This window comes from Neisseria dentiae (assembly GCF_024580525.1).
GTDB lineage: Bacteria > Pseudomonadota > Gammaproteobacteria > Burkholderiales > Neisseriaceae > Neisseria > Neisseria dentiae_A.
Genome location: NZ_JANIKQ010000021.1, coordinates 15,759 through 33,571, shown reverse-complemented (window position 1 = coordinate 33,571; position 17,813 = coordinate 15,759). Strand labels below are relative to the sequence as shown.

The 17,813-nt window shown below is 58.0% G+C and carries 9 protein-coding genes; 3 read left to right on the top strand and 6 right to left on the bottom strand.

Annotation, left to right across the window (positions count from 1 at the left end):
• Window positions 1–110 precede the first annotated feature (110 nt).
• The 4 genes from recC to parC form a co-directional block, all read right to left on the bottom strand.
• Complete coding sequence (gene recC, locus NQ012_RS11215) at window positions 111–3,344, bottom strand: exodeoxyribonuclease V subunit gamma (RefSeq protein WP_257067668.1); 3,234 nt, start codon at window positions 3,342–3,344, stop codon at window positions 111–113.
• A 94-nt stretch (window positions 3,345–3,438) separates the two neighbouring features.
• On the bottom strand, window positions 3,439–5,115 hold the full coding sequence (locus NQ012_RS11210; protein ID WP_257067667.1) for a sigma-54-dependent transcriptional regulator: 1,677 nt from the start codon (window positions 5,113–5,115) through the stop codon (window positions 3,439–3,441).
• On the bottom strand, window positions 5,102–6,694 hold the full coding sequence (locus tag NQ012_RS11205) for a two-component system sensor histidine kinase NtrB (RefSeq protein ID WP_257067666.1): 1,593 nt from the start codon (window positions 6,692–6,694) through the stop codon (window positions 5,102–5,104). Before NQ012_RS11205 ends, NQ012_RS11210 begins: the two co-directional genes overlap by 14 nt.
• A 286-nt stretch (window positions 6,695–6,980) precedes the next feature.
• The gene (gene parC / locus NQ012_RS11200; protein ID WP_257067665.1) at window positions 6,981–9,293 is read right to left on the bottom strand and encodes a DNA topoisomerase IV subunit A; all 2,313 of its coding nucleotides are present in this window, start codon (window positions 9,291–9,293) and stop codon (window positions 6,981–6,983) included.
• Window positions 9,294–9,669: 376 nt separating this feature from the next.
• Between parC and NQ012_RS11195 the strand changes: the two genes are divergently transcribed.
• The gene (locus NQ012_RS11195; RefSeq protein ID WP_257067664.1) at window positions 9,670–10,560 is read left to right on the top strand and encodes an NUDIX hydrolase; all 891 of its coding nucleotides are present in this window, start codon (window positions 9,670–9,672) and stop codon (window positions 10,558–10,560) included.
• 737 nt (window positions 10,561–11,297) lie between these two features.
• On the top strand, window positions 11,298–12,740 hold the full coding sequence (tldD, locus tag NQ012_RS11190; RefSeq protein ID WP_257067663.1) for a metalloprotease TldD: 1,443 nt from the start codon (window positions 11,298–11,300) through the stop codon (window positions 12,738–12,740).
• 208 nt (window positions 12,741–12,948) lie between these two features.
• On the opposite strand, the gene NQ012_RS11185 is transcribed toward tldD, so the two are convergent.
• Both NQ012_RS11185 and NQ012_RS11175 read right to left on the bottom strand, forming a co-directional pair.
• The gene (locus NQ012_RS11185) at window positions 12,949–15,045 is read right to left on the bottom strand and encodes a TonB-dependent siderophore receptor (protein ID WP_257067662.1); all 2,097 of its coding nucleotides are present in this window, start codon (window positions 15,043–15,045) and stop codon (window positions 12,949–12,951) included.
• Window positions 15,046–15,505: 460 nt separating this feature from the next.
• Entirely contained in the window at window positions 15,506–17,158 is a 1,653-nt protein-coding gene (locus NQ012_RS11175; RefSeq protein ID WP_257067661.1) for a multidrug ABC transporter permease/ATP-binding protein, read from the bottom strand.
• Between the two features lie 268 nt (window positions 17,159–17,426).
• Between NQ012_RS11175 and NQ012_RS11170 the strand changes: the two genes are divergently transcribed.
• The gene (locus tag NQ012_RS11170) at window positions 17,427–17,759 is read left to right on the top strand and encodes a DMT family transporter (protein ID WP_257067669.1); all 333 of its coding nucleotides are present in this window, start codon (window positions 17,427–17,429) and stop codon (window positions 17,757–17,759) included.
• Window positions 17,760–17,813 lie beyond the last annotated feature (54 nt).

Genomic DNA, 17,813 nt, shown 5'->3' with positions numbered 1-17,813 from the left:
GGGTGGGCGGGCGTCCGGTGCGTTTGCAGGCGGTTGTTGAAACCCGTGTCATACTCGGGTCAAGCCCGAATATGGCGGTGATGCTGCAAACTTTGCCAATGCTTCAGGGTTTATTCGGCACTTTTGTGATTGGAATATTTCAGCAGCGGCGCGAGCAGCTGTTCGGCCATATTCCAAAACAGCGGGGTTTCTATCGGCGGGGTTTCGTCGTTGCCGAACACCAAAGCGACTTCGGTGTAGTCGCGCTGCCCTTTGCTGTTTTGTTTGCTGTTTTGGTTGCCGTAATAGACACCTCGGGCGGCTTTTTCAGCCTCTTCCCTGCTTTTGTTTTGCGCCAGCTCTTCGGCCGCTTTCAGCGTGGTGCGGGCGAAAAACGGCAGCGGGCGGGTTTGGCCGAGGCGGTAATAATCCAGCCATTGCCGCAGCAGTTCGAGCGCTTCCGGCTGCGGGATTTCCAGCAGGGTTTCGGGTTGGGCGGGCAGCAGCAGGTGGGTTTGGCGGTTTGGGGTTTCAGACGGCCTCACGGCGCAGAAAATCAGGTGTTCGAGCAGAATGGCGATGTGCGCGGGAGAGTGGGGTTTCTCGCTGAGAAAGTAAATCTGCCCGTGTTGGTAGAGGTGGTTGAGGCTGCCCGATAGGGTGGTGCCGTCAAGCTCGAGCGTGTAGGGCAGGGCGGGCAGTTTGGGGCTGGCTACCAGCGTGCCGTCGAGCGATTTGGCGGCCGCTTGGAACTTGCGCTGCCACAATATACCCAGCTCTCCGGCGGGCAGCAGGCTTTCGGCTTGCAGGCGGGCTTCGGTTTGTTGGAAGTTTTCGTTGCTGCGGCGCGCGGCGGTATATTCGGCGGCGATGGCGGCGGCTTGCTGCGGTTCGAACGGCTCGGCGGCATCCCAAGCGGTGTCGCGGTAGGGTTCGCGCCAGTTGAGGGTGTGTTGCAGCCAGCTTTTGACGGGGTTTTTCCAGAAGCGGATAAATTCGTGGTGGCTGACGGCCTGCACGGTGTTTCCGGCTTCGTCGAGCGGTTCGCTGAAAAAGGGTGCGGGGGCGGTGGCAGGGGCGGCCAGGGCGGCGGCATAGTCGCGGCGGGTGCTTTGCAGGCCGTCTGAACGGGGTTGGCCGGTGAAATAGCTGCGTGAAAACGGTTGCAGGGGGTGGTGTTCTGTGTGGTTTTCGTGCCAGCTGCGGGTGCTGCGGCCGGTCATGGCGGCAAGGGTGTCGGCCAGCTCGTTTAAGAGGGCGGAGGGCGCCAGCTCCTGATTGTTGCGGATGTCGCGCCCCACATACGATAAATACAGGATTTCGCGCGCGCTCATGATGGCTTCGAGAAAGAGGTAGCGGTCGTCGTCGCGGCGGGCGCGGTCGCCTTTTTGGGGGTGGCGGGCGATGAGGTCGAAGGCGGCGGCTTTGGTGTTGCGGGGGAAGTCGCCGTCGTTGAGGCCGAGCAGGCAGATAACTTTGAACGGCAGGCTGCGCATCGGCACCATGCTGCAAAAGGTGATGCCGCCGCGCAGAAAGCCGGCTTGGCTTTCGCTGTCGAGAAAGCGGCCGATGTGGCGGATAACGGTGTGCTGAGGCAGGGGGCTTTCAAAGCCTGCCAGCGCGGCTTCCTGCTGCCAGCCGGCGAGCGACTGGCTCAGTTGCTGCCAGGCGTATTGGTCGCCGCTGCCGGGAGCGGTGAGTGCGGCCAGCAGGTTGCGCACGCGTTCGGCCCATTCGGCCACGGTGGCGGGGCGCTGCCATTCGCGGGCAGCGGCGGCGAGTGTGCGCACGAGGGCGGTGAAGCGGCCGAGCACGGCGGTTTGGCCGGGGTTGCCGTGCCAGGCGCTGATGTTGTGCCACAGCGGGTTGCCGTTTTCGGGCAGCAGCCAGCCGAGCGCCAAACGCTCCAAGCCCTGCTGCCAGGTGAACAGGTTGTCGCTGCCGCCGCGCATTCCGTTATCCAGCCCCCAATGCACGTTGAGCGCGGCGATGGTGTCGTGCAGCAGCGGCAGGTCGTCGCGGCTGAGTTCGAAACGTTGCAGCACCAGGTCGTTTTCCAGCAAGGGCAGCAGCAGATCGACTTCAAAACGGCTTTCCAGCAGCGCGAGTGTTTGCGAGAGTGCTTGAAAGAGCGGTTGGCGGCGGCTGATTTTCACGTCCGACACCGAATAGGGCAGCGCCTGCGCCCCGGCTTGTTCCTGCCCGAACACGGCTTCGATAAACGGGCTGTAGGGTTCGATATTCGGGGTGAGCACGGCGATGTCGTGCGGCTGCCATTCGGGGTGTTCGGCCAAAACGGCGAGCAGGCGGTTTTTCAGAATCTGCAATTCGCGCAGGGGGCTGTGGGCGGAAACAATCTGTATCGAGCGGTCGTTTTCGACGCCATCGGCGGTATAGCAGCTTTCAGACGGCATGGTTAAGGTTTGGATATCGTGTTGCAGGCAGCGCAGCAGGGTGGGCGGGGCCGTCTGAAAAGGTTCGTCGTCGAACACGGGGATTTCGTGTTTGGGCACTTCGGCCAGCGCGTCGAAAAAATCGCGCCCCTGCTTACCCAGCGAGGCCAGAAGCGGGTGGCCTGCTTGGCTCAGGTCGATATCGCCTTCCTGTTGCAGCACTTGCGCCGCTTCAATCACATTGCCCCAATAGGCACTGCTGGGGTTGAGGGCGAAAATATGCACGTCGCAATGCCCGGCAAGCGCTTGCAGGAGTTGCAGATACATCGGTGCCATGGTGGCGATGCCGAACACGCAGTAGCGTTCGGGCAGCTTGCTTTTGTCGAGCGCGCCGAGAAGCTGCCGCCACAACGCGACGCGGTGCGGCGTTTGCGCGCTGCCGTCGTCGAGATAGCGCCACAGTGCCGCCTGCCAGTTTTCGCCGCTGCCCAAACCCAGGGTTTTGCCCTGCTGCCAAGCGTCTATCCATTGCGGGCGGTACACCAGATATTGGTCGAAAATATCCGCCAGCTGCCCTGCCAGCTGGTAGGCCGCCGAACCGCCGCTGCCCAGATAGCTTTGCAGCGCGTCGCGCGCGCTTTGGTATTCGGAGGCCGTCTGAAAAAGCCGGCTTTGAAACAGCCCCAGCAAACGCCAGCGCATCACTTCGGGCGAAAACGGGCTGAGCGCGGGAATGCCCGGTATCAGTTCGCGCATCAGCCGCCAGGCCAGCCCGGCGGGCAAGCTGAAACGCAGGTTGGCCGCCACGCCGGTTTCGCGCGCCAGATAAGCGTTGAGATAGCGCCGCATACCTTGGCTCTGCACCACGATTTCTTCCTCCGCCAGCGGGTCGGCCGGCGGTTGCAGGCGGTGCACTTGGTTGAACAGGGCGGCCAGGTCTTCCAAACGGTTGGATTGGTAAAGATAGAGCATGATGGTTTTTTTGATGGGCCGGAGGGGCGATTATGAATGAAGGGCGGCCGTCTGAAAACGGTTTCAGACGGCCGCTTCGCCATAACGGCGGGTTTCAGTTGATATCGAGGCGTTCCATGCGGTAGCGCATGGAGCGGAAGCTGATGCCCAGCAGCTTGGCGGCCTGCGTGCGGTTGAAGCGGGTTTGCTGCAAAGCCATTTCGATGATTTCGCGCTCGACCTGGTCGAGATAATCCTGAATCTGCATCTGGCCGGGCACGAAGCGGGCAAGCCGGTCGCTATCCGGGGCGGGTGTGCCGGAATCCGTCTCGGGTTCGGCAACCGGCGTATTGGCGGTTTCGGGGAGCGCGGAGAGCGACAGGGTATGGCCGGTGTTGATTTGCAGATCATCAAATTGGATCACCTGCCCCACGGTGAGGGCGACGGCGCGCTCGAGTATGTTTTCCAGCTCGCGGAAGTTGCCCGGGTAGCTGTAATGCAGCAGGGCGTCTTGCGCTTTGGGGCTGAGTTTGTAGGTTTCGTTGCCGCTGCGGTGTTTGTAGAGCAGGTGCATAATCAGGCCGCCCAAATCTTCGCGCATTTCGCGCAACGGCGGCATATTCAGCGACACCACGTTGAGGCGGTAGTATAAGTCTTGCCTGAAAGCCCCGCTTTCCACCAGCGCTTCGAGATTTTTGTGGGTGGCGCACACAATCCGCACGTCCACAAAGGTTTCGCGGGGATCGCCGATGCGGCGCACGGCTTTTTCCTGAATGGCGCGCAGCAGTTTCACCTGCATGGCCAGCGGCAGATCGGCCACTTCGTCGAGAAACAGCGTGCCGCCGTCGGCATGTTGGAAAAAGCCCAAACGGTCGGTGTCGGCGCCGGTGAAGCTACCTTTTTTGTAGCCGAAAAATTCGCTTTCCATCAGGTTTTCGGGAATCGCGCCGCAGTTGACGGCGATAAAGGGCTTGTCGGCACGGTCGGACAGCTCGTGTATGGTGCGCGCGGCCTGCTCCTTGCCCGTGCCCGATTCGCCCGATATGTAAACGGGCACGCCGCTTTTGGCAAGGCGGCGGATTAAGTGGCGCACTTCCACCATCTGCGGCGACATACCCAGCAGGCGCGGCATATCCGACTCGCCGCCCAGCTCGGTTTCGGGCAATACGCGTGCGGTAAGTTCGCCGCTGGAAAAGCGGTCTTTCAGCGAGCGCAGCCCCTCGGGCACGCCTGCCGAACGGGTGAGGGCGGAGCCGGTTTTGCGCATTGCTGCGGGCGGGGCGGAAGGAAACGGCACGCGCGCGGCGTGCGGCGGGGAAGGCTGCGGTTTGGCGAAAGCGGGTGCGGCAGGTGCGGTTTGCACGGGCGGCGGTTCGGCAGGTTGCGGAGCGGCCGGTGCGTGTTCGGACGGCTCGCTGATTTTTACCGCTGATTTCACCAGTGAGCGCAGTTGCGAAAGGGTGATCGGTTTTTGCAGATAGTCGAACGCACCGGCGCGCAGGGCTTCGACTGCCTGATCGGCGTTGCCGAAGGCGGTGATCACGGCCACGGGGGTGTCGAGCGCCAACTCGTCGATGTATTGCACCACTTCGAGGCCCGAGCCGTCGGGCATACGCATATCGGTTAACACTAACGAATAGTCGTTGTTGTCGAGCTTGTCTTTGGCATCTTCCACGCCCACGGCGGTTTGTACCCGCAAACCCATTTTCATCAGGGTCATTTCCATCAGGTCGCGGATATCGGCTTCGTCGTCCACCACCAATACGGGGTCTTGCAGGTTATGGTTGCTCATCGGTTTCTCTCGGTAAAATCAGTTCGAACCCGTTCATTTCGGGGTGGTAGTGCAGTTGGCCCAGATTGGCGTGCGCCAGTTCGCGCGCCACATAAAGCCCCAGGCCGGTGCCTTGTTTTTCGGTGGTGAAGAATGGCTCGAACAAATGGTTGCGCACGTCGGGCGGCACGCCGGTGCCGTTATCGGCCACCACGATCGAAATGTGTATGCGGCCGCTGGGCCTGATCAACACGGTGATGGCGTGCTGGTCTTGGCGGCTGTGGCGCCAGGCGTTGTTGCACAGGTTCCACATAATCTGTTGCAGGTGCATGGGGTCGGCCAGCACGCTTAAATTGCTGCCGTCCATATTCATACGCAGGCAGCCGACGGCATCGGGGTTGTTGAGGGTGAATTCCTGCTTGAATTCCAGCCAGAATTTCATCAGGTTGACCGGTTCGCGGCTGACGCTGTCGCGCTTGTTGATGAGCGACACGTCTTCGAGCATTTTGTCGATGCGCTGGATATTGGTGTCGATAATGCTGTGAAGTTTGGCTTTGGTGGCATCGGCATCGTCGCCGTCGTGCAGCAGGTCGCTGGCGTGGCGGATGGCCGACATGGGGTTGCGGATTTCGTGTGCCAGATTGGCGGTAAGCTGGCCGAGCGAGGCCAGTTTGGTGGCCAGCGCTTCGGCGGCCACTTCACGCAGCGAGCGCACGAACAGCATCAGCAGCTCGGTTTTTTCCTGAATCAGCGGCACGGCGCGAACGTGCATGGAATGTTGGAAAATGTGGATGTCGGTTTCAAAGTTTTTATCGGGTTGGTATTGCCAGCGCGACACCAGTTCGGCAAATACGGTTTCCTGTTTGTCGACTTCCAAACCGGGGAAATAGGTTTTGGCCTGACGGTTGAACAGCCACACGCGCTGCGAAGCGTCGATTACGATAACGGCTTCCTGCACGCGGTTGAGCACCAAACGGTTCAGCCCGCTTACGCGGCGGTAGGCCAGCTGGTGTTTTTCGGCCGATTCGGTGGCCGCTTGCAGATAGGTGGCGGAAAACGCGGTTAAGGCGGCCACCAGATAGCAGGCGCCTGCGAGCAGGGCGGCGGATACGATGGAGCGGCTGTCCCATTCGAGCGGGTGGAATTGAATCTGGCCGGCCAGAAACATACTCAGCAAAATCAGCAGGAAGGCATAGCTGGCGTAGAGCATGGGGTAGCGGCCGTGGCTGAGCAGGCACGAGGTGGCGATAAAGGGCAGCACGAGGATGCCGAAGCCGGAATCTATGCCGCCGGTGATGAAGGTGAGCATCAGCATCATGCTGATATCGACTACCGCGCTGGCATTGGGCAAATCGAGCGACTGCAACTGCCAGTCGGGCTTGAAGATGGTGAGCAGGATTAAAGCCGCGTAAATCGCCGCCCAAGTGTAAAACTCCAGCGGCGGAAACAGGTTTTTGGTTTCGTTGCCCGAATACACGCTCACCAAGTGGAATACCAACAGCGAGAGCACGATGGCGATACGGGCGATGTTGATCAGGCCGGGAATGCGCTCGTTCAGCGTTTCCCAGTCGTGTTTGAGGAATAATCTGTTTACGCTCATGTAATGTAGGGCCTGTTGTATTGTTGTTGTTGTGGACGGGCGGATATTGTTATGTTGTAAAAATGCCGCAGCTTCGGTGCAAAGCGGCTGCGTGCAGGTGTCGGGCGGTAAGCCCAAGCAGTTAAAAGCAGCTTTTTCGAAGGGTTAAAGTGTTTATTCTTCAGCCGTTTATTTTTTCGGTTGGTGCTTGCAGGCCGCGCACCGGTTGCCGTTTTCGGCCCTCCCGTCCGTATGCGCGGCCGTGTTTTATGTTGATTGTTTCGGTTGTGAAACAGCAATGCCGTAATTATACCGAATCTGCGCCGGATAATCTTTTCAGACGGCCTGAAATCTCTAAAATTTTGCCTTTTCTGCCGCGTTTGTTGTTTATATCTTGAATACGCAGTTTTTCTTTGTGTTCGGCGCCGTGTTTGCCGGTGCTCTCGACGATGAATTCGGGCGACGAGGTAACGGCGGTGTGTTCCAGCTTGGCACCGTCCGAAAGGCTTATCAGTTGCAGGCCGCGGCCTTTGGCCATCACTTCCAGCTCGCCGATGGTGAAGGCCAGCAGGCGGTTGTCGCTTGAGGCCAGCAGCACTTTGCAGTCGGGGTTGATGAGCGACACGGCGAATACGGGCACGGGCGGCAGCGTTTGTTCGCCCGCCTTGAGCGTCATCAGCACTTTGCCGGCTTTGACACGGCCGGTCATGTCGCCGAGCTTGGCGATAAAGCCGTAGCCGCCGCTGTTGCTCAAGAGGTAGTGTTGGTCGGGCAGACCGGTCATCATGGCGACGACGTGGGCGCCGTTTTGCAGTTCGATGAGCGAGGCCACCGGCACGCCGTCGCCGCGCCCGCCGGGAATGTCGGCGGCATCGAGCGTGTAGGTGCGCCCGTGCGAATCGAGCACCACCACCGGCCATACGGTGCGGCCTTCCATCACTTGTTTGAGGCCGTCGCCTTCTTTAAACGCGGTTTGGCTCAAATCGAGGTTGTGGCCGGAGCGGCTGCGTATCCAGCCTTTGTTCGACAGGATGATGGTGACGGGTTCGTCGGCGGTGGTTTGGGTGAGCGTGGCGCGGCCGGCTTCTTCCACCAGCGTGCGGCGTTCGTCGCCGTATTGCTTCATATCGGCCTGCATCTCTTTGATAATCAGCTTTTTCTTTTCGTTTTCGTCGCCGAGCAGGGTTTTCAGACGGCCTTCTTCTTCGCGCAACTCGTTTAATTCTTTTTCGAGTTTGAAGCCTTCCAGGCGGGCGAGCTGGCGCAGGCGGATTTCGAGAATGTCTTCGGCTTGGATTTCGGTGAGTCCGAAGACGGCCATCAGATCGGGTTTGGGGTCGTCGGATTCGCGGATCACGCGGATCACTTCATCGATGTGCAGAAACGCAATCATACGGCCGTCGAGAATGTGGATGCGTTTTTCCACTTGGCCCAAGCGGAATTTCAGACGGCGTGTAACGGTTACGGTGCGGAATTCCAGCCATTCGGCCAGAATGGTTTTGAGGTTTTTCTGGGCGGGGCGGTTGTCCGTGCCCATCATCACGAGGTTCATCGGCACGTTGCCTTCGAGCGAGGTTTGCGCCATCAGCGTGTTGATGAAGTTTTCAGGCTCGATGCGGCTGGATTTCGGCTCGAACACTAGGCGCACGGGTGCTTCGCCGTCGCTTTCGTCGCGCACGCGCTCCAAGAGCGAGAGCATCAGTGCTTTGGTGTTTTGCTGCTCCTGCGTGAGGTTTTTCTTGCCCGACTTGGGTTTGGGGTTGGTTTGCTCTTCGATTTCGGCCAGAATTTTCTGCGCGCTGGTGTTGGGCGGCAGTTCGGTTACGATGATGCGCCATTGGCCGCGCGCGAGTTTTTCCACTTCGTAACGCGCCCGCACACGCACGCTGCCTTTGCCGGTTTCGTAAATTTGCTGCAAATCGGCGGCGGGGGTGATGATTTGGCCGCCGCCGGCAAAATCGGGCGCGGGGATATACTGCATCAGTTCGGCGGTGGTGAGCGACGGTTTTTTCAAAAGCGCCACCGCGGCCTGTGTGACTTCGGTGAGATTGTGCGACGGGATTTCGGTAGCCAGCCCCACGGCGATGCCCGATGCGCCGTTGAGCAGCACCATCGGCAGCCGCGCGGGCAGGTGCAGGGGTTCTTCAAACGCGCCGTCGTAGTTGGGCACGAAATCTACCGTGCCCTGATTGATTTCGGCCAGCAGCAGCTCGGCAATCGGCGTGAGGCGTGCTTCGGTGTAGCGCATGGCCGCCGCGCCGTCGCCGTCGCGCGAGCCGAAGTTGCCGATGCCGTCGATTAGCGGATAGCGCAAGGTAAAATCCTGCGCCATGCGCACCATCGCGTCATAGGCCGAAGCGTCGCCGTGCGGGTGGTATTTACCGAGAATTTCGCCCACCACGCGCGCCGATTTCACCGGTTTGGCGCCGTAGGTAAGGCCCATGTCGCGCATGGCATACAGAATGCGGCGCTGCACGGGCTTTTGGCCGTCTGAAACTTCGGGCAGGGCGCGGCCTTTCACCACGCTCATGGCGTATTCGAGATAGGCGCGCTCGGCATATTGGCCGAGCAGCAGGTAATCGCTGCCCACGGGGGCGGCGGGAGTGTGTTCTTCAATCATTGCGGCGGAAAGCGGGTTCGGATAAAAGGGCGTATTGTAAAACAAATCAGGCGGTGGCGCTTTATGCGGCGGATAGGCGGTTTTTTCAGACGGCCTTTCCGGGTTGAGCTGCCTGCGTCAGCCTGAGAACTTTACAAAACCCCTTTCAGCATCTTATAAACCTCTGCGTCATGCTCGGGCTTGACCCGAACATCTTTTTGTTTCAAAAGAAATAACAGATACCCGGGTCAAGACCGGGTATGGCAAAACATAAATAAATTCAGGATTAAAACGTATTTTGTAAAGGTCTCAGGCTGATAAAAAATCTAATCCGAATCAGCAGAAAAGCAGGCGCTCTTGTTATAATTCCACCAGTTTATTTTCCGGAAACCGCACCATGATTCCCCAGCCCCGCTTTAACTGCCGTTTGGGCGAAACCGAGCAAAACCGCCTGCTGGCGCGTTTGGAAAACCATTTCGACTGGCGTGCCGACTCTTGGCGTTATTTGTGGCTGAATGGTGTGCGTTTGGGCCGTCTGAACGAAAAATGGCTGGAGCGGGTGGAGCAGGACTGGCCGGGGCGGTTAGAAGAAAAGCCCGACGGCATTTATCTTTTTACCGACAACTGGCTCTCGATGGGCGACAGCCTGCAACACATGGCGCAGGGTTGGCACCAGCTCGGCCACCTGAGCGGCTGGCGCAACGAAAAGTTCGACGCCACCGATAACGCAGGCAACGCCCTGTTTGCACTCGAGCGTGCGGCTTTCCGCCCGCTGGGGCTGATGAGCCAGGCCGTACACATCAACGGTTTAACCGAACACAACGGCGAATGGGTATTCTGGATAGGCCGCCGCAGCCCTTTCAAAGCGGTTGATCCCAACAAGCTTGATAACTTGGTCGGCGGCGGCATCGCCAGCGGCGAGAGCATACAGGAAGCCATGCTGCGCGAGGGCGGCGAAGAAGCCGGCTTGGATGCCGGCCTGCTGCAAAACCTGCCGTGCCGCAGCCGCCGCCTGAGTGTACGCCCCGTGTCGCGCGGGTTGCACAACGAGCTGCTGCATATTTTCGATGTGGTGCTGCCGCCCGATGTGGTTCCCGAAAACCAAGACGGCGAAGTGGCCGAATTCAAACGCATGGGCGTGGCCGAACTCGCCGCCGCCATGTGCGACGGTCTGCTGATGAACGACGCCATGATCGCCACGCTCGACGCCTTTGCCCGCTACGGCCTGCTCGACGAAACGCACGGTTTGGCGAAATGGCTGGCGGCCACGCAGAAGATGAAGCTTTAGTATAGTGAATCAACTTAAGAAAAATTACGCACCGTCATACTATGCCAAAAAACACCGAACCGCCGTGTTAAACGGCGGTTCGGTGTTTCGGTTTTGAGTATTTGATGTAAAGGGAACGGAATCTTTCGTATACGCACACTCCGGTATCGTTAAAGACGGTTTAAGGGAATCAGCTGTTTGGTGTTTAATGGCCCGGCATTAGGATGTCTGCCGAGTGTCTTTATCTTAATATAAATAAAAACAATTATCAATAACAAAATATCTGTGATGATATATTTTTAGATAATTAATTGATAAAAAAGAAAATAAATTGACGATGGTTGGGCTGTTTTCGTTGAAATACAGCGGATAGGGCGCAATTTGGCACCGTTTTACCGAAGATTTTTGTCTGTATAGTGAAGCAAAATATAGTGGCTTAAATTTAACACGGACAAGGCGACGAAGCCGCAGACAGTACGGACAGTACGAAACCGATTCTGTTGCCGCTTCAGCGGCTTACAAAATCATTCTCTTTGAGCTAAGGCGAGGCAACGCTGTACTATTTTAAATTTAAGCCACTATAAAAAATGAGGCAACGCCTTATCGTTTTTATTTTGGTTCGCGATAAATTCCGTCCATAGCCAAAATCAAACCACATATCAACGGCAGGGCAAATCCCGTATAATTCCGATTCTCAACATTTTTTTTCATATCAGGCCGTCTGAAAACGTTTCAGACGGCCTCATCAGCCGAATACCATGCCGCAAACCTACAGAACCGTACAACGGGATTTACTCGAAGCCAACGGCCTCTCGCCCGAGCAGCTTGCCCGCAGCCTGAGCCTGATTGGCAGCCACCATGTGGATTATGCCGATATTTATTGCCAGCGCACCGCTTTTGAAAGCTGGCATCTCGAAGAGGGGATGGTCAAATCGGGCAGCTTCCAAATCGATCAAGGCGTGGGCGTGCGCGCCGTTTCGGGTGAAAAAACCGCCTTTGCCTATGCCGACAGCCTCAATGAAGAATCGATTAACCGTTCGGCGCAGGCCGTGCGGGTAATCGGTGCGGCAGGTGCGGCTGGCAGCGTGAAAGCCGCCGTGCCGGTCCGCGGCCTGCAAGTACACACTACGCAAAACCCGATAGCCGGTTTGGATTCGGCCGCCAAAGTCACCCTGCTCAATAAAGTGGAGGCGCTGGCCAAGGCTGCCGACCCGCGCGTCGTGCAGGTGATGGCGGGGCTGACTTGCGAATACGATTTGGTTTACATCGCCCGTTTGGACGGCCGCCACGCCGCCGACATCCGCCCGATGGTACGTCTGAACGTTACCGTTATCGCCAAACAGGGCAATCGGCGCGAGCAGGGCAGTGCGGGCGGCGGCGGGCGCTACGGTTTGGACTATTTCGACGAAAGCCGCGTGGCGCAATATGTGAACGCTGCGGTCAAGCAGGCGCTGACCAATCTCGAATCCCGCCCCGCACCCGCAGGCGCGATGAAGGTGGTGCTCGGCAACGGCTGGCCGGGCGTGCTGCTGCACGAAGCGGTGGGGCACGGTTTGGAAGGCGATTTCAACCGCAAGCAAACCAGCGCGTTTGCCGGACGCATCGGCGAGCGGGTGGCCGCCAAAGGCGTTACCGTGATCGATCAGGGCGATATAGCTGACCGCCGCGGCTCGCTCAATATCGACGACGAAGGCAACGAAACCCGCCGCACCGTGCTGATTGAAGACGGCATTCTCACCGGCTATATGCAGGACGAAACCAATGCCCGCCTGATGGGTGTGCCGGTAACCGGCAACGGCCGCCGCGAAAGCTATTCGGCGGCCCCCATGCCGCGCATGACCAATACTTTTATGGAAAACGGTGCTTACGATCCAGAAGAAATCATCGCTTCGGTGGATAAAGGCATTTACGCCGTTAACTTCGGCGGCGGCCAGGTCGATATCACCAGCGGCAAATTCGTGTTCAGCGCATCCGAGGCATGGTGGGTTGAAAACGGCAAACTGCAATACCCCGTAAAAGGCGCCACCATTATCGGCAACGGCCCGGAAGTGCTCAAATATGTGAGCATGACCGGTAACGACAGTGCGTTAGACACCGGCGTGGGCGTGTGCGGCAAAGAAGGCCAAAGCGTACCGGTGGGCGTGGGCCAGCCGACTTTGCGTATCGACGAGGGCTTGGTAGTGGGCGGCAGCGAGGTTTGACAGCGGCGGTTTGAATAAAAATACCCGGAGTTGTTTCCGGGTATTTTTTATGGTTACGGGAATGACGATAATCGGATATTTCAGACGGCCTGATACCTCTGTAAAAATATCTTAAAGGCCGTCTGAAAACAAACAAAGCAATGTTGCTGCGAAGCCCGTTATGTTTTCAGACGGCCTGAATGCCGGTTATTGCCGGAAAAGTCAGGTGTCAGAACTTATAGCTCACTTTGCCGACGATGCTGCGGCCTTGGCCGTAGTAGCAGTAGCTGGCGTCGCAGGCAGCGATGTATTTGCGGTTGCCTACGTTATCGACATTAAGCTGTGTTTCCCAATTGTTGTTGATGGCGTAGCGGGCGAACAAATCGACCACGGTAGAAGACGGTATTTTCATGCCGCGATAGGTTGCCCATTGACCGTCGACTTTGCTGTCGCCGACATAGCGGATGCCCGCACCCAAGGTCAGGCCGCTCAGTGCGCCGTTGTTGAAGTGGTAGCTGCCGCGCAGGCTGGCATTGTGTTTGGCAAACAGCGGATTGCGGTAGTCCACGTCCGCTACGGTGTCAACGCGGCTTTGGTAGGTGTAGGCCAGTTGCGCGCTGATGTTGTCGGTGAGGTTACCCTGTGCCTGCAATTCGATACCTTTGCGTTTGGAAACGTCGCCGCTGACGGTGCTGCCGATACCGCCGGCACCCGATACCAACGCGCCTTTGTCGCGGGCTTTGTAGGCGGCCAGCGAGATGCTGCCGTCTAACCATGAAGGCAGGTATTTGACGCCGATTTCGTATTGCTCGGTGGTATTCGGGTCATACAGGGTTTGGTCGCCGCTCAAGCCGGTGGGCAGGCGGAAGGATTCGCTGTAGGCGATGTAGGGGTTGAGGCCGAAGGGGGCGTAATACATCAGCGAGCCGGAGTAAGACGTGTGGTTGGCTTTGACGGATTGGCCGGAGAGCAGCTCTTCGTTGCGGGCGCGGTCGTGGCGCACGCCGGCGGTGATACCGATGCGGTTGAACAGTTTGACGCTGTCTTGCAGGTAGAAGCCGGTTTGGCGCAGGCTCATGTCGGTGCGCGGCACGTTGCTGCTGTCGATGCTGACGCCGTAAGTCGGCGCAAACACGTTGACGGCGTTGGGGCTGACGATCGAGCCGGGATATTGCATATTTTGGTACACACCTTCGGTGTCTTGTTTGCGGTAGTCGATACCGGCCAGCAAGGTGTTTTGGATGTGTTGGTTTTTCCATTGCCAGGTCAGGCGGTTGTCGGCGTAATGGCCGGTGGCTTCGCCGTCGTTGATCACCACGTCGCGGGTGGCAAAGTTACCGCTTAACGACGGCCAAACGTAAACGCCGGTGTGTTTGTTGTCGATGCGGCTGTAGCGGTAGTTGGAATCGAACGACAGGCCGTTGCCGAAATCGTGGCTGAATGTATAGCCTAGCGCGTATTGCTTGTTGGTTTCGTTATCGACACTCGGGTCGCCCAAGTTGGTATCCGGATCGATTTTTTGGCCGTTTACGGCAAACAGGCTGCCTGCCTGCGGCACAAAATTGCTGCTCGGCGTACCCACATCTTTTTGCACGTTGGCCAGCAGGGACAAATTAGTGCGCTCGCCAATATCCCAAGACAATGACGGTGCGAAGTAATAGCTTTCGTTGCCGGTGCCGTTCCATTGACCGTCGGCCTTGCGGTAGGAGCCAACCAAACGGTAGCGCAGGCTTTGGTCGGCATTGAGTGCGCCGGTGTAGTCGGCGGCGATGCCGCGCTGGTTGTTATTGCCGACATGGGCTTCGACTACGCCTTTGCCCACTTGGTTTTTATGCGGACGTTTGCTGATGTAGTTGACCAGGCCGCCGGCATTGGCTGCGCCGTAGGTGATGGAGTCGGCGCCTTTGGTGATTTCCACCGATTCCACACCGAAGGGGTCGATGTGCGGGGAGAAGAAGCCATAGGAGGCGGCGGGCGCGCCGTCAAACGATTGGCTGGCTTCGGTGCCGCGGATGCTGAACCAGTTGGTGTTGGTGTCGCTGCCGTAGGGCTGGTTGGTGAAACCGGCTTGGTAGCGGCCGACTTCGTCCATTTTTTCCACGCCTTCTTCGCTTAAGGTTTCTGCGCTGATGGCGACGGCGGATTTGGCTTGGCGGAACGGCACGTCGGGCAGTTTGTTGATGGAGCCGACCACGTTGACGGTTTCCAGTTCGGCGGTTCCGGCGTTTTGCGCGCCGGTGTCGTCGGCGGCGAAGCTGTGTGTGTAGGCGCCCAAAACGGCTGCGGCCAAGAGGCTGCGGGCAAAAATGTGTTGTTTGCTTTTCATCGTGTTGTCTTTCGGATTGTTATGGGGGAAGAGGCCGTCTGAAAGCATGATACCTTTGCAAAAAACCTATCTGCGGCGCAGTTCTGCGTTGTGTGTTTATGCCCTTTAGGGTACTGCCCGCTCGCTTGCCTATCTGTTTGATATGTCTGTACTCGCTGCGCTGCTACGCTTTGAACTGCATGCGCATCTGAGGGTTTTGCAAAGGTCTCGGTCTTTATTGTTTTCAGACGGCCTGGTGGTGCGGATTATAGGCTGTTTGTGGCATATTTTGTTTTATCGGTTAGGTAAATAGAAATAATATGACAATATTTCTTTATTTTTGTTGCTTGTTTGATACGAATTTTTGTTATTGTTTTTATTGATTAGTTTGTGAAATGATTTTGAATCGTTTCGGTAATCATCAGGCCGTCTGAAAAAACGGCCACAGGCGGCACGGTTGGGGCAGGGGCGGCGGCCGGCTTCAGCGGCTGTGCGCATCGGCCACCCGCACGGCTTCTTCTGCGCCGTATTCGCTCAACACGCCGTGCTTCATCGACAGAATGCGGTCGGCATGGTGGAAATATTTGTCGTCGTGGCTGATGGCAAACACGGTGTAGCCGCTCTCTTTGAGCAGCGGCAGCAGTTGTTCGTAAAACGTGCGGCGGAATTGCGGGTCTTGGTCGGCCGCCCATTCGTCGAGTATCAGCAGGCTGCGGCCTTCGAGCGCGGCGGCCAGCAGGGCGAGGCGTTTTTTCTGGCCTTGCGAAAGCTTGCTATTGAGAATGCGGCCGGCTTCGATTTTGGCTTTGCCGTTAAGCTGCAAATGGCTGAGCCAGTCGGCAATCAGGCCGTCTGAAACGTCTTGCCCCATGCCGTCGGTGAGTTGTTCGAACAGGTGGAAATCGGTGAACACGGCGGCAAACAGTTGGCGGTAGGCGTTGCGGTTGGCGGCGGTGATTTCGGTATTATCTACACAGATTCTGCCGCCGGCGGGGGGATACAGGCCGGCGAGCAGCATCGCCAGCGTGGATTTGCCGGAGCCGTTGGCACCGATAAGAAACACGGTTTCGCCGCGTTTGAGCGTGAGGTTGAGCGGTTCGAGCGCGAAGGTTTGGCCGCCTTGCGCGGGGTGGGTGTAGCGGATGTTTTCCAGGCGGAGGGTTTGCCAGTTGTCGGGCAGGGCGGTGCCGTCGTGGAAGCCGCTGCGGTGTTCGGGCAGTTGCAGCCGTGCCAATGCCTGCAAAGCCACTTGGCTTTGCAGCATCACGGGAAACGCGCCGATGGCGGCGGTGAGCGGACCGCGCATAAACAAAACCGTCATGCTCACGGTGGCGGCGTCGGCCAGGCTGGCCCATTGGTGATAGGCCGACAGGTAAAACACCGCGCCCACCGCCGCCAGCATCACGCTGTTGCCCCAGTTGATGGCGAGCAGATGATAAGCATCGGCGCGGATGTGGTAGCTGCGTTTGCGTTCGGCTTCGGGGGTGAATTCGCGCCGGAAAAAGCGTTCGGCGCGGTAGCGGTTGAGGGAGAGTTCTTTGTGGCCGTCGAGCACGGTTTCGTAATGGCGGTGCAGCGCGTCTTCCGACAGGCGTTTTTGGCGGAAATAGCGGTAGTGCAGGCGCACGGCGATGTGGCCGCCCGCCACCATCAAGGCCAGCATCAGTGCAGTAACGGCAAACAGTTTGGGCGAAAGCCAAATCAGATACAGGCTGCATGCGGCGGTAAACAACAGCCCCTGCACCAAATCGGGCAGGCGGGTGAAGGCCACCGAAAGATGGTGGATGTCGTTGGCCAGGCTGGCCAAAATAGCGGCTTTGCCTGTTTTTTGCACGGTTTCGCTGTCGGCGTCCATCACCCGTTTCACCAGCTCGGCCTGCATGGTGCAGATAAAGCTGTGGCCGATTTGCGAGAGTTTGATTTGCGAAAACGTGGCGGCGGCAAAATAAAACAGCACCAGTAGGGAAAATTGCCACACCGCCGCGCCGTCTGCGCCGCCTGTGCCGCCTTGCAGCAGGCGGCCGTTGATAAAGGCCAGCACGCCGATGCCGAGCGCGCCCGATAATAAGGTGAACAGCAGCATCAGCAGAAACGGTTTGCGGTGGCTGCGGTAGATAATGTGGAAGATAGACATGGTGTGTGTTTATGGTTGGCAGGTGGTTAAAAAGCCGTAGGTCGGGCATTTATGCCCGACTGTTACAGCTTAGCTAATGATGATGTCGGGCATAAATGCCCGACCTACGGCTTTTCAGACGGCCTAAACGAATATGGCAAAGGGTTCAGGCCGTCTGAAAACAACGGGCGGTTTGCGCATAGAAAATCTGAAAAAACAAGCCTGCACAAATGTTTAGCCTGTTGTTACAATCCGTTTCCCGTTTTCAGCAAACGCTATTAAGGAATCTATCATGCACTGGCTGTTTCTGGCTCTGGCCATCGTGAGCGAAGTGTTCGGCTCGACCATGCTCAAACTCAGCAGCGGTTTCAGCAAATTATGGCCCGCACTCGGCGTGGTGCTGGGATTCGGGCTGGCGTTTTATTTTCTTTCCCTTGCCTTGAAAACCATGCCGCTGGGCACGGCCTATGCCGTGTGGGCGGGCGTGGCGCTGGTGTTGACGGCGGCGGTGAGCGTGGTGTTTTTCGGCCAGAAAGTCGATGCGGGCGGCATCATCGGCATCACGCTGATTTTGGCCGGTGTGCTGGTGCTGAACCTGTTTTCCAACATGGGCGGGCATTAAGCGCTTGTTCGGCCGCATCTGTTCAGGCCGTCTGAAAACCTTTTCAGACGGCCT